Source organism: Pseudoalteromonas luteoviolacea S2607, assembly GCF_001625575.1.
GTDB lineage: Bacteria > Pseudomonadota > Gammaproteobacteria > Enterobacterales > Alteromonadaceae > Pseudoalteromonas > Pseudoalteromonas luteoviolacea_E.
The window spans coordinates 67388-81017 of the sequence record NZ_AUXV01000045.1; the positions used below are offsets into that span (position 1 = coordinate 67388).

Consider the following 13630-nt stretch of genomic DNA (forward strand, 5'->3'; position numbering starts at 1 on the left):
AAACGCCAGCTTTGCTGGCGTTTTTAATTGCATAACTTAAAGATTATGCAAGGTCTTCTTGAGTATCCGTATGGTCTGTTTTATGGTGTTCCGCGATTTCTTTTGATAGCTCTTGCTTTGAGCGTTTTTCAGTGAACTTACGTGCAGTTAACCAATAAAAAAATAAGGGAACAAAAAACACTGCGAGGAACGTAGCTGCCATCATCCCGCCCATAACACCAGTACCTACACTATGTCTTGCGCCAGCGCCAGCGCCAGAGCTTAGTACTAATGGGACAACACCTAATATAAAGGCAAGTGATGTCATAATAATAGGGCGGAATCTAAGCCTTGCAGCTTCAAGTGCGGCAGTGCTTGCACTCCAACCTTGCTGGTACTTCATGAGCGCATACTCAACAATAAGGATGGCATTCTTACTTGCAAGGCCAAGTAGGGTAACCAAACCAATCTGGAAGTAAACATCATTAGTTAACCCCGCTATCCAAATCGATACTAAAGCACCGAATGTACCAAAGGGCAAAGCTAACAAAACAGATATAGGCAGTGACCATCGTTCATAAAGTGCCGCTAGAATCAAAAATACCATTACAACCGCAAGCCCGAGTGCTAACCCAGTAGTACCTGTGCTGCGCTTTTCCTGGAATGCAGAAGCAGTCCATTCAAATGTCATATCTGGTGGTAACACTTCGGCAGCAATACGCTCGATTTCTGCAATTGCTTGACCTGAGCTATATCCAGGAGCCGCATTACCCATCAGCTTAACAGCAGATAAGTTATTGTAGCGATGCAGACTTTCTGGACCTCGAGCGAACTCAATGTCAGTAAAGGCTGAAATAGGTACCATATCGCCTTGGTTATTTTTCACGTAAATTCGGCCTACATCTTGAGGTGTCATTCTAAACTGCGCTTCAGCAGATAAAATAACTTGCCATGAGCGACCAAACTTATTGAAATCATTTACATAGTAATTACCGAGATTCGCAGCTAATGCATTAAATGCCGAATTAATATTCACGCCCATCGCTCTAGCTTGCTCTCTGTCCATATGGACTTCGAGTTGCGGCGCATCTGGTCTCCAAAGCGTTTGCAACCCTCCTAAAATAGGACTTTGTTGCGCGGCATTCATCATCAGTTGCATACCTTGTTTCAGCTTTTCAGGATCGGCCCCTGTTTTATTTTGTAAGTAAAACTCAAAGCCACCCGTGGTGCCTAAGCCAAAAATCGCAGGTGGGTTAAAGGCTAGAACTAACGCTTCGTTGATATGCGCTGTTTTCATAAATAGCTCACCGACCAGTGATTTGGTATCTACTTCACGCTCATCCCAATGCGTCTGGGTGATAAAAAGTGTCGCAGCATTATTCTTATAGCCACCACCCAAAAAGTCGAAACCGGTAAATGCAACCACATTCTCGTTTGCTGGGTTAGATTGCGCAGCTTCTACAACTTGTTTAGTAACTTCAGTCGTTCGTTCTAAAGACGTACCGTCTGGCAGGAAAACAGCGCTGATGTAAAACCCTTGATCTTCATCAGGAACAAGTGAACCAGGTGTTTTTTGCCACAAGAAGATGGTTGAGCCTATCATTATTGACATTAAAATAAAGCCAAGGGCACCTCGGCGGATCATAAAGCTTACTGAACCGACATATTTAGCCGTAACACGGGTAAACCAATCATTAAACCATAAGAAAAAACGAGCAGTTTGTTTGTCTTCATGCTTTAAAATCAACACACATAATGCTGGGGTCATCGTGAGTGCAACAACACCTGACAAGCTTACAGAAATAGAAATTGTAATAGCGAATTGACGGAAGAGTTCACCTGTTAACCCACCTAAAAATGCAATCGGAATAAATACGGAACACAGCACAAGCACGATAGCGACGACCGGTCCACTGACTTCTTCCATCGCTTTGTAGGCCGCCTCTCGAGCACTAACATGTTGCTCATGCATAATACGCTCGACATTTTCTAAGACAACAATCGCATCATCGACAACGATACCTATGGATAAAACCATGCCGAATAGAGTCAAAGTATTGATTGAATATCCAAGCATATATAGACCAGCAAAGGTACCCAGTAGAGATACAGGAACAGCCAAAGTTGGAATTAATGTGGCTCGCCAATTCTGTAAGAACAGATACACGACAAGGAACACAAGTACCATCGCCTCGCCAAGCGTTATTAAAACCTCCCGAATAGATACTTCAACAAAGCGCGTCGTATCATAAGAGTTCAAATGGGCAAGGCCTTGCGGGAATTGTGTTTTGAGTGCTTCAATTTCGGCCTCTACTTCATTCGCGACGTCCAGCGCATTAGCACCAGGTTGTAGGAAAATACCCAGAAGTACCGCATCTTTACCATTTATGGTGCCGTTGAAGTTATAGTCTTTAGAACCTAGCTCAACACGCGCAATGTCTTTGAGTCTAAGGGTTGAACCGTCAGAGTTTGCACGGATAATGATGTTGTCAAATTCTTCTGGTGTTGAAAGTCGGCCTTGGGCCGTCACGCTATATACTAGCTCTTGAGGGCTCGACGACGTTGGTGTTGCTCCAATGCTGCCCGCAGCATATTGCGAGTTTTGTTCACGAATGGCACTCGTAACTTCTTCGACAGTGACCATCAGTTGACTCATGATATCAGGGCGTAACCAAATACGCATAGCGTAGTCTCTTGCGCCAAATATCTGGACATTAGTAGTACCGGGAATTCGTTTGATATTGTCCAAAATGTTCATAGTTACATAGTTGGATGTCCACAAACTCGAACGGCTGTTGTCGGGTGAATAGAATGCGTGTACTTGCAAGAAGCTAGAAGAACCCTTGGCCACAACAACACCTTGTCTGCGAGTTTCTTCAGGTAATCTAGCCTCGACCTGTTTAACCCGGTTATTTACGTCAACAGCAGCTTGATCGACATCTGTACCAATCTCAAACGTGACGGTGATGGTTGTAGCGCCTGAGCTGCTGCTAATTGACTCCATATACATCATGCCTTCAACACCCGTGATGGCATTTTCTATTGGTGCCGCAACGGTTTGCTCTAGTACGTCGGCTGACGCCCCAGGGTACACCGCTGTAACTTGTACTTGGGGTGGCGAAATTTCTGGATACTGAGCGACTGGCAGAGTGCGCATTGCGGCTAAACCAGCCAGTACTATCACAATTGAAATTACAAAGGCAAAAATGGGCCTATCTATAAAGTATTTAGAGAACATAGGGCTTATTCTCCTTCAGCCGCTACGTTAACAGGCATACCTGGGAAGAAAATTCGCGCCATACCTTCAACAATGACAGGTTGTTGAGGTTTTAGGCCTGAGCGTATTACCCACATATTTTGACCATTTAGTTGTACCCATTCACCTACTTGAACGGGTGCAGGAAGCGCTACAGTCATGCCTTTTTCGTTTTCAGTTGCTACATAGACAAACTTGCCTGTGCCATTGTCCAAAACTGCGCGTTGCGGCACCACGATGGCTTCGTTTCTAACTGCACCACTTAGTTGTACACGAACGAACTGGCCCGGTCTTAACTCACCATTTGGGTTGGCAATACGAGCTTGTAGTTCAGAGGTGCCTGTGAATCGGTTGACTCTTACATCTGAGAAATTGACTTTACCTCGTTGATCGTAAATTGACCCGTCTTGCAATATGATAGTTGCATCAAACTCATTGTTTTTAGGGAGTGTTAACGTGCCCGATTCAACATCTTTACGCATGGCTAGCTGCTCTCGTTCGGAAAAGCCAAATCGTGCTCTCATATTACTTGTATCTGTTAATTCGGTAAGTAAAACGGTAGGCCCTGAAACATAACTGCCTTGAGACTCTCGCTCTCGACCAATAATTCCGGAAACAGGCGCTTTTACTTGCGCATAATCTAAATCAAGTTTGGCTTCGTTTAGTGCAACTTTTGCAGATTCAAGGTTAGCGAGTGAAATGTCGTACGCTGAGACCGCATTATCAAAGTCACGCTTGGACACGGAACGTTCATCTTTCAGTTTTTCTAATCTGTCACGCTCCCTTTTAGCTTGCTCTACATTTGCTTCTGCTGCATGCAAATCCGCTTGGGCTTTTTCTAATTCTAATTGAAAAGGTTTTAACTCTATTGTGAATAATGATTGACCAGCAGTAATGTATTGGCCTTCGTCAAAGTTTCTGGATTCTATCAAACCAGAGACCCTAGCTCGAATTTCAACTTCTTTATCACCCAGTAATGTTGCAGGTAATTCAATGTTGAAGGGAACACTTTGCGTTGTCACGTGGGTGACGCTAACTTTTGCAGGTTGCATTCCAAACCCAGCCTGTTGCTGGGGGGCTTCTGAACAGCCACTGATAATACCCGCTGTAAGCAATGCCAGTGAAAGGTGTTTTAGTTTGCGTTTAAATGATGCTGGATACATGAACACTCCAAATCCTATTTTATATCGTGCTTTCCAAACCAAACAGCAAAGACGATGTGTCTTTGTTCAGTTTAGCGTACTGCCTTGTATAAACTAGTTCACTGAGTATGAATTAGTGGGCACTTTGTCATTTGATACCTTCCTCACACCAAAGTAAAGGCTAAAAAGTCGACAATTATACAAGTAAACGCTAGTGTATACTTGTTAGGTTGAAAGGTAAACGGTATCGTGTACTTTTATTTTTATTAATAAACGCATGTGTTTACTTTTTATTGTCCCGAATATTGGTTAAACTTATGTTAATTGATAAGTAAGAGAGAGATTGATGACACAATTATCTGCCAAAAAGCAGGCGATACTCAGTGCGGCAATCGACCAGTTTGCATTGATGGGTTTGCAAGCGACGACCATGGAAGCGATATGCCAAAAAGCAGAAGTATCAAAGCGTACGCTATATAAGCACTATCCAAATAAAGAAGCTTTGTTTGATGCGGTCGTAATTTCCCTTATTGAAAGAATTCAACCTTTATCTGCTATTCAGTTTATTCCAAATTATGATTTTGAAGTACAACTCAAACACTTGGCGAATAGTGCTGTTGGGTTACTGAGTGATCCTGATTATATTAGGTTGTCACGTATTGTAATGATTGAGTCGATGCGCAGTGAAGAGCAGGCGCAAAGATTGAATGAAAAGTTCAGCGATTGTGAAAAGTCGATGGTTTTGTGGTTTGAAGAAGCCGCTCTTGCAGGGTGTTTGGGTGATTGCGACGCGCATTTTGCTGCAGCCTTTTTCTGGGGCGGCCTTAAAAGGCTTACTTTTTGGGAGATGGCTATTCGTTGGCAACCCCCCATTGACGAAACGCAGCTCTCAGAATTTATATCTCAGGCATGTAGGCTGTTTTGCAATGGCGTTAGCCCACGCCCATAAAGCCACCAGTTTGGTGTGCATAACTTTGCATACATTCCATTTTTTTCGACCACAGAATCAATGACAGCGTCGCTACTGTTCATAGACTGGTTGCGTGAATGAATCCAAGCTGCCTTCTCATATTGCTCTTCACGATTGGTATGTGAGAACAATTTGATAATCGATATGTTTGTAGTGCTGAGAATTATTCTGCCTGCCATTTCAAAGCGGGCATCGACTTGCTCAGAGGCAACTTTTTAATTTTAGGTACAAAGTGGTATTGTACATTGCACCTTGTTCGTTACTGCGGGAGTGTATTGGTGCAGGGAAGGGGTGAGCGCGTTTGGCCCACCAAAAATGTCAGAGCTTTGCGTTTATTCAGCTTCAACTTCGTCATGGCCGTACGTTTTACGCATGATCAAGACATAGGCATTAGTAAATGCTTGTTCTTGATATTTTCTTAGTCCAGTATCTGCATAATCAACAGGTACAGGGTTGCGTTTTAGCTGTTCTTTCACTTCTGTCGCATTTAATAAGTGTACTTCTGCATTTTCAATAAGCTGCAATGCCGCTTCCATTTTGAAGCCAGCTGCGCTGCCTGCAAACTTGCCTTTATGCGCACGTTGGCGAATCGCAATAGTGTCTATCTGATAGTCTTCGACAAGCTTTGCTAAGTCGAAATGAAACTTGCGCATAGTCTCTTGGTCATGACCTATGTTTGGTAAAGTAAAGCGTGTTTGTCGAATGTCACGAATGTCGAATACGTCGCTTTCTTTCGATAAAAGACAAAGCATCGCTTCGCTGCCGGTGATTTCTACGCCTAGTGTTCTCATTATATTTTCCAATTTGTATCTATTGGCAGCGATCATAGCATAGCTTTTTCATTTAATCGTAATTTCTATTGCAATCGCTGCATGATCTGAATAACGAATGTCCTCTTCGTCTCTTTTAGGGTCTAAATGGTTGGCATAATTGTAATAAAAAAGGGACTCTACCTTACTATCAGCATGGGTAGGTGAGAACTCTTTTGAAGCTAATATGTAATCGAGTACATTGCCTTCCCCTTGAAAATAATGGGTGGGCGGTTTGCTATCAAACTCAAGTTGGTTGTCTGAAATGCTAAAGCTCTCGTACAATCCCACACTGTCAAATTTCGAAGGCTCAACGGCAATGGGAAACTGTTGTGTCATAAAAGATAGAGCTGGGCTTGATATGTGTGCATTAAAGTCACCCATTACTAGTGTTGCGGCTGCTTTTTCGCGCTGAGTTTTCAGTGCATCATAATAAACAATAGATGCTTCAAGTGAGCGTGATATTTGCGATTGCATTGCGCCAACAGTTTGATTGAGCATAGTTAAGAATGGGTCTTCTTGATCTGGCTCACCCAAAATATGCGCCATTGAGTGAACACGCTGCGACTTAAAGTGAACAGCATATACAGTGAGCGGACCAAATTCCTCAATGTCAAACGTGCACTTTATAGGCGTGCGATTGAATTTAAATTGTCCCAGGTTGTTTAGATACTCAAGTAATTCATGACTGGGCTCAAGCGGTTTGCACTGCTTAAATGGCATCTTTGACGCTATAGCCACAACAGGATTAAACAGTACGTTAGCATAGATTGGATCTTGAGTCGGCGTGTCGACAGTAGCAAAGTGCTTTAATCCTAACTCATCGCAAAGTGAAGCCAAAATATCTGGATTGAATACTTCTTGAAACACAATTACAGCGGGATCTATGTGTTGAATTAGGCCTGTAATAAATTGTGTTTTAGTGACCCACTGTGTATCACTGTAGGTTTCTTCAGGTTGATAAAATGCGTAAGGGGGTGCTGCAAAATTCAGTAAATTGAAAGACGCAAATTTTAATGATTTTGGTCGCACCATATAATTCCCTCGATTTTTGATAAATATTGACTATTTAATCTTAGTCTTTTCCTTGCAACTCGTCACGCATCACGTCACAATACCGTCAGGACTGTAAGACCCCAGTCAAATTTAGCATACCACTGAATAACCAATGCTTATTCGTAAAAGCGTTGATGGGCACACATTACATTAAGATAAATTAAATACATGTGACGCGGCGTAGGTGTCACCACTGTAAATAGGACTAAAAATGCCAGTAATTACTCTTCCTGACGGCAGTCAGCGTATTTTCGAAAACCCAGTTTCCACATTAGATGTAGCCAAAGATATCGGCCCTGGTCTTGCAAAAGCAACCATAGCCGGACGTGTAAATGGCGAGCGCGTTGATGCGTGTGACATCATTGAACAAGATGCGAGCCTTGAAATCATCACCGCGAAAGATGAAGACGGTCTAGAGATTATTCGTCACTCTTGTGCGCACTTAATCGGCCATGCCGTAAAGCAACTTTTCCCTGAAGCTAAAATGGCGATAGGTCCTACTATCGACAATGGCTTTTACTATGACATCGACATGGAGCATTCATTAACTCAAGAAGATCTTGATGCAATTGAAAAGCGCATGTTGCAACTAGCTAAAACCAATTACGATGTCGTTAAAAAGAAAGTTAGTTGGCAAGAAGCGAGAGATACATTTGAATCTCGCGGCGAAACCTACAAAATGGAAATCCTAGACGAAAACGTTGCTAAGGATGACCGTCCGGGTTTGTATCACCACGAAGAATATATCGATATGTGTCGTGGTCCTCACGTGCCAAACATGAAATTCTGCCAGCACTTCAAAATTATGAAAGTGGCAGGAGCTTACTGGCGTGGTAATGCAGAAAACAAAATGCTACAACGTATCTATGGTACGGCGTGGGCAGACAAAAAACAGTTAAAAGCATACCTTAAACGTCTTGAAGAAGCAGAAAAGCGCGACCACCGTAAGATCGGTAAAGCGTTAGACCTATGGCACTGGCAAGAAGAAGCGCCAGGCATGGTGTTTTGGCACAATGATGGCTGGACAATTTATAAGGCGCTTGAAGACTACATGCGTGAGCAGCTTGGTAAATTTGATTACGAAGAAGTTCGTGCTCCACTTATTTTAGACGTAAGTATGTGGGAAAAATCAGGTCACTGGGATAAGTATGGTGATATGATTTTCTCTACAGAATCTGAAAAGCGTACATATGCGGTCAAGCCAATGAACTGCCCAGGTCATTTGCAGATTTTTAATCAGGGCCTTAAGTCATATCGTGACTTGCCTTACAGAATGGCTGAATTCGGATTGGTACACAGAAATGAGCCATCAGGTTCATTACACGGATTAATGCGTGTAAGGTCTTTCACACAAGATGATGCTCACGTATTCTGTACTGAAGAACAAATCTTACAAGAAGTATCTGCATGTATTGAAATGGTTTTTGATACATATAGAACGTTCGGTTTTGAAGACGTTGAGATTAAACTCTCTACACGCCCTGAGCAACGAGTTGGCTCTGACGAAATTTGGGATAAGGCAGAAAAAGCACTTGAAGATGCATTGAAGGAAAACTCATTAAAGTTTGACTTGCAGCCTGGCGAAGGTGCTTTTTATGGCCCTAAGATTGAGTTCACTTTACACGATTGTCTTGGACGAGCGTGGCAATGTGGCACAATTCAGCTAGACTTTTCAATGCCTGGTCGTTTAGGTGCGACTTATGTGGCGGAAAATGGAGAGCGTCAAACACCAGTTATGATCCATAGAGCGATTCTTGGCTCCCTTGAGCGCTTTATCGGTATTTTAACAGAAGAGTTTGCTGGTTTATTCCCAACATGGTTATCACCAAAACAGGTTGTGATCATGAATATTACGGATAAACAGGCTGATTATGTCCAAGAAGTTGTACAAAAACTGAATAAACTTGGAATAAGAGCCTGTGCTGACTTGAGAAATGAGAAAATTGGCTTTAAAATCCGCGAGCATACTTTAAAACGTATACCGTATTTAGCTGTTGTTGGTGATAAAGAAGTTGAACAACAAGAGCTAGCAGTAAGAACGCGCAAAGGTGAAGACCTTGGCAAATTCTCTGTAGACGATTTTGTTGCTAAAATCAGCGAAGAGATCAAGAACAGAGTATAATTTAGAACCCGTGCGGCAAAACACTATTTCAACGGCGCCGCACGTTTAATTTTGGATTTTTTGGAGGAACGTACCATTAGAGGCGGCAAAAAAGGGCAAACTACTGCTCAAAAGAATCGTATCAATGATGAAATCACAGCGAAAGAAGTTCGCTTAATCGATGCTGAAGGTGAGCAAGCGGGCATTGTCTCGTTACGAGATGCACTGGCGCAAGCAGAAAACGCAAGTTTAGACCTTGTTGAAATCAGTCCAAACGCTGAACCACCAGTGTGTAAAGTAATGGACTATGGTAAGTTCCTTTTTGAAAAAGCAAAATTACAAAAAGAACAAAAGAAAAAGCAAAAACAGATCCAAGTTAAAGAAATCAAGTTCCGCCCAGGAACTGATGAAGGTGACTATCAAGTTAAACTTCGTAACTTGCGTAAGTTTTTAGAAGCTGGCGACAAAGCTAAAATCACTATCCGTTTCCGTGGTCGTGAAATGGCTCACCAAGAAATTGCAATTGACATGCTTAACCGATTGAAAGCAGATTTGGAAGAGATCGCACAAGTTGAATCTTTCCCGAATCGTGTTGAAGGTCGTCAAATGGTTATGATGATGGCACCTGTTGCCAAGAAAGCATAAGTCAGGCATAATACGCGCCGATTTTTCATAGAATTTAACACAGGTATAAAAGTACACTGGCTTTTGTCATGGTCACCTGTGTTGACCGGCTTTAAGTAAACTTTTTGATTTCATTTAGTTTCGCCGGAATAAGGGTGTAAGCTAGGCCAAAAAAGTGATGTTCTCATCCGCCTACTTGCATATATTAAACGCAATATCATTTGGAGTTATTGCAATGGCTTATAAGCTAAAAACACACAGAGGTGCTGCAAAGCGCTTCAAAAAGACTGCTTCAGGCGGTTACAAGCGTAAACAGTCGCATCTTCGTCACATTCTGACTAAGAAGTCTTCAAAGCGTAAACTACACCTACGTGCTAAGTCTATGGTTCATAAGAATGACCTAGGCCTTATCGATCGTATGTTACCATTCGCTTAATAGAGGATATCAGAAATGGCAAGAGTTAAACGCGGTGTTATCGCACGTGCACGTCACAAAAAAGTATTAAAGCAAGCTAAAGGTTACTACGGAGCACGTTCACGTGTTTACCGCGTAGCGTTCCAAGCTGTAACTAAAGCTGGTCAATATGCATACCGTGACCGTCGCGCTAAGAAACGTACTTTCCGTCAACTATGGATTGCACGTATCAACGCTGCAGCACGTCAAAACGGCCTATCTTACAGCCGCTTCATTAACGGCCTTAAAAAGTCGTCAATCGAAATCGATCGTAAGATCTTAGCTGATATCGCAGTATATGACCAAGTAGCTTTCACTGCTCTAGTAGAGAAAGCAAAAGAAGGTCTTGCAGCTTAATTTTTAATTAAGTTTAAGCGATTTAAAAAGGAGCCTATGGCTCCTTTTTTAGTTTGTAACTGAGATTACAAGCAGAGTATTTGTTGCGTATAAATATTGATAAGCTTTGAATCAAAATCGCTACCTGTTTTTTAACAGGATCTTATCCAAAAGCGCTGAGCTTAAAATTCGCTTAAGGTATCCCATAAAATAAGTAGGGAATGTCACATAGTATCTGGCTTTTGCTTTGGGTGCGGTAATAGCATGCAGCAGTTTTTCATAAACCGCATCTGGGCCGAGTGTAAATTTTTGGGGTGCTGTTTGTGCTTTTAATCTTGTTAATTGTGCTTGATATTCTGCTTTATGAAAGCTGTCCTCAATATTGATATGCTCTTCAAATGCTATTCGTGCGTTTTTTCTAAACTCCGACAAAATTGGTCCAGGTTCTATGAGACTGACTTGGATATTCGTGTCGGCCAATTCCATTCTCAGAGTGTCTGTTAACCCCTCAAGTGCAAATTTACTGGCGTTGTATGCACCTCGATAAGGCAAGGCCACAAGCCCAAGGACAGATGAGTTTTGAACAATTCTACCTTGTCCATGTTTTCTCATGTGTTTTACCGCTAGCTTAGTAATGGAGTGCCATCCAAAGAAATTGACTTCAAACTGTTGTCTCAGCACCTCTGTTGGCAGGTCTTCAACCGCGCCAGGTTGGCCATATGCGCCATTATTGAACAAGACATCTAATTTGCCATTACACAAAGAAAGCGCTTCATTGAATCCGTTTTGTATTGAATGTTCGTCGGCAAGATCAATTAAGACGCATGGAATGCCGAGTGTTTCAAATTGCTTTAGATGCTCGGTGTTCCTCACGGAAGCGATTACTTTGAATCCTTCATTATGCAATGTTTTAGCACAATATAACCCAATTCCTGTTGAACAGCCTGTAATTAATATGCTTTTACTCATTGGTTTAGTTAAATTTTCCTTAGTTCTGCTGTGATTAGTGCGATTAACTGTGAATTTTTGTTGAATCACCGCACATTGTAAGCTGTTAAATAAAATATTGATATAATCAACTTTATACAAAAAAGACACAAAGAATGTTTATGAGTTTAGGTATTGTTCTGCTTTCCGCAACGCTTAATTTGAATAGTCATCTCCCTCCATTGCAACCATGGCAGGGCTCTAGCTTGAGCCTTATGCGACAAGATGGACCATTGACGACGGACTTTGAACTGAGTGCGGGAGAGGAATCACCCAACTATGAGCAAACTAATGCATTTATAAAGCGTTTAGTCGCAGCTAACCCTACACAGTTTAAATCAATCACAATCGGTAAAAGTGATCAGGGTAGGGATATTAATATGATGTTGGCTGTAGAAGATAGCCAATTCTCCCCCGCAATGATGACCAACAATAAAAAGCCTACTATCTTAATTCAAGCTGGGATACATGCTGGTGAGATTGACGGTAAAGATGCAATGTTTATGTTACTGAGAGATATTGCAACGGGAAAGCGACGCGATATTTTAAGTAAGGTTAATATCCTCTTTATACCAATTTTAAATGTGGATGGGCACGAGCGAAATAGCCAATTTAACCGCATTAATCAACGCGGCCCAGTGACGATGGGCTTTAGAACAAATGCAAAGAATTTGAACCTAAATCGAGATTATGCAAAGCTTGATACTCCTGGGGTAAGGGCTGTAATGGAGGTCATAAATGACTTCAAGCCTTCATTGTACATTGATGTTCATGTGACGGATGGTGCAGACTATCAATACGATATTACGTATGGGTTTAACCCAAGTTTTGCAAGTGATTCTCCTGCTATTGCGAAGGTACTTGAAGAGCAGTTCTCCCCGATTATTGATAGCAAATTATCTCAGCAAGGACATATTCCAGGGCCTTTGATTTTTGTTATGAATAAACGTAACTTAAAGCAAGGTTTGGCGGGGTGGGTTGCGTCACCGCGTTTCTCTAACGGCTGGGGAGATCTAAAAGGGCTACCGACCATTCTTGTGGAAAACCATTCTTTAAAACCTTACAAACAACGTGTTTTAGGTACTTATGTCTTTATTGATGGTGTTATTGATGCGCTGTCTAAACAGCATAAAGCGTTACACAAAGCCATCGAAACAGAGAAACACAATTATCCTACCGAGTTAGTTGTTGAACGGGGTTACAGCCAAAGCCCGGATTACATTCGCTTTAAAGGGATTAAATATAAGCAATTTGACAGTGCTTTGTCGGGTCATCAAGAAGTGAAGTACCTTGGTGAGCCTGTTGAGTATGAAGAGCTCCCCGTGTTTTGGCAAAAAGAAGTAAAAGCCAAAGTCACAGTGCCAAATGCATTCTATATACCGCCTCAATACAGCAATATAGTGCAGAAGCTTGCTCTACATGGTATTGAAGTGGAGACTGTTTCTAACACTCTCGATGAGAGTACTAGTCTTACCCAGCTCAAGGTGTCTAGTTATGAATTTGCTAAACAACCATTTGAAGGGCGCTTTCGCGTTAGTGCGCAATTTGAAGCGTTACAGCTAAGTGAATCACCAATAACCGAAGGTTGGTACAAGGTATCGACGCAGCAACCTTATTCTGAACTCGTAACGCATTTATTACACCCAGTTGCTCCTGACTCATTTTTTGCTTGGGGTGATTTTTTAGGGATTTTCCAACGTACAGAATATGTTGAAAATTATGCACTTGAGCCATATGCTAGAAAAATGTTAAAAGAGAGTCCTAAGTTGGCGTTGGCATTTGATAAGCGTATAAGCGAAGACCGCGAGTTTGCCAACAGCGATGAACAACGGCTTGAGTGGTTATATGAAAAAACCCCATTTTATGATCAAGCATATTTGAAATACCCAATTTTAATGTCGTACCAGAGCAAATAG

General features: G+C 42.0%; 11 protein-coding genes. 6 read left to right on the forward strand and 5 right to left on the reverse strand.

Annotated elements, in window-relative coordinates; genetic code table 11:
* Positions 1-43 precede the first annotated feature (43 nt).
* Entirely contained in the window at positions 44-3217 is a 3174-nt protein-coding gene (locus N480_RS16530; RefSeq protein ID WP_063373555.1) for an efflux RND transporter permease subunit, read from the reverse strand.
* Between the two features lie 5 nt (positions 3218-3222).
* Entirely contained in the window at positions 3223-4398 is a 1176-nt protein-coding gene (locus tag N480_RS16535) for an efflux RND transporter periplasmic adaptor subunit (RefSeq protein ID WP_063373556.1), read from the reverse strand.
* 325 nt (positions 4399-4723) lie between these two features.
* Between N480_RS16535 and N480_RS16540 the strand changes: the two genes are divergently transcribed.
* Positions 4724-5326 carry a TetR/AcrR family transcriptional regulator gene (locus N480_RS16540; RefSeq protein WP_063373557.1) on the forward strand — a complete coding sequence of 201 codons (603 nt, stop codon included), beginning with the start codon at positions 4724-4726 and terminating at the stop codon, positions 5324-5326.
* A gap of 353 nt (positions 5327-5679) precedes the next feature.
* On the opposite strand, the gene N480_RS16545 is transcribed toward N480_RS16540, so the two are convergent.
* Both N480_RS16545 and N480_RS16550 read right to left on the reverse strand, forming a co-directional pair.
* Positions 5680-6138 carry a DUF3010 family protein gene (locus N480_RS16545; protein ID WP_063373558.1) on the reverse strand — a complete coding sequence of 153 codons (459 nt, stop codon included), beginning with the start codon at positions 6136-6138 and terminating at the stop codon, positions 5680-5682.
* A 48-nt stretch (positions 6139-6186) separates the two neighbouring features.
* Positions 6187-7191, reverse strand: a complete 1005-nt coding sequence (locus tag N480_RS16550; RefSeq protein ID WP_063373559.1) for an endonuclease/exonuclease/phosphatase family protein — start codon at positions 7189-7191, stop codon at positions 6187-6189.
* A gap of 232 nt (positions 7192-7423) precedes the next feature.
* Here N480_RS16550 and thrS point away from each other — a divergent pair, with 232 nt between their 5' ends.
* The 4 genes from thrS (at position 7424) to rplT (ending at position 10748) form a co-directional block, all read left to right on the forward strand.
* Entirely contained in the window at positions 7424-9334 is a 1911-nt protein-coding gene (gene thrS, locus N480_RS16555; RefSeq protein WP_063373560.1) for a threonine--tRNA ligase, read from the forward strand.
* A 60-nt stretch (positions 9335-9394) separates the two neighbouring features.
* Positions 9395-9958, forward strand: coding sequence for a translation initiation factor IF-3 (infC, locus tag N480_RS16560; RefSeq protein WP_081225566.1), 564 nt, complete (start codon positions 9395-9397; stop codon positions 9956-9958).
* A gap of 214 nt (positions 9959-10172) precedes the next feature.
* Entirely contained in the window at positions 10173-10373 is a 201-nt protein-coding gene (gene rpmI / locus N480_RS16565; protein ID WP_023398350.1) for a 50S ribosomal protein L35, read from the forward strand.
* A 15-nt stretch (positions 10374-10388) separates the two neighbouring features.
* Positions 10389-10748 carry a 50S ribosomal protein L20 gene (rplT, locus tag N480_RS16570; RefSeq protein WP_023398349.1) on the forward strand — a complete coding sequence of 120 codons (360 nt, stop codon included), beginning with the start codon at positions 10389-10391 and terminating at the stop codon, positions 10746-10748.
* Positions 10749-10868: 120 nt separating this feature from the next.
* Here the strand turns inward: rplT and N480_RS16575 are convergent, their stop codons facing one another.
* Positions 10869-11696: an SDR family oxidoreductase gene (locus N480_RS16575; RefSeq protein ID WP_063373646.1), complete on the reverse strand. Its 828-nt coding sequence runs from the start codon at positions 11694-11696 to the stop codon at positions 10869-10871.
* Positions 11697-11836: 140 nt separating this feature from the next.
* On the opposite strand from N480_RS16575, the gene N480_RS16580 reads away from it, so the two are divergent.
* Positions 11837-13630 (forward strand): M14 family metallopeptidase, encoded by a 1794-nt coding sequence (locus tag N480_RS16580; protein WP_419554946.1) that lies wholly within the window; start codon positions 11837-11839, stop codon positions 13628-13630.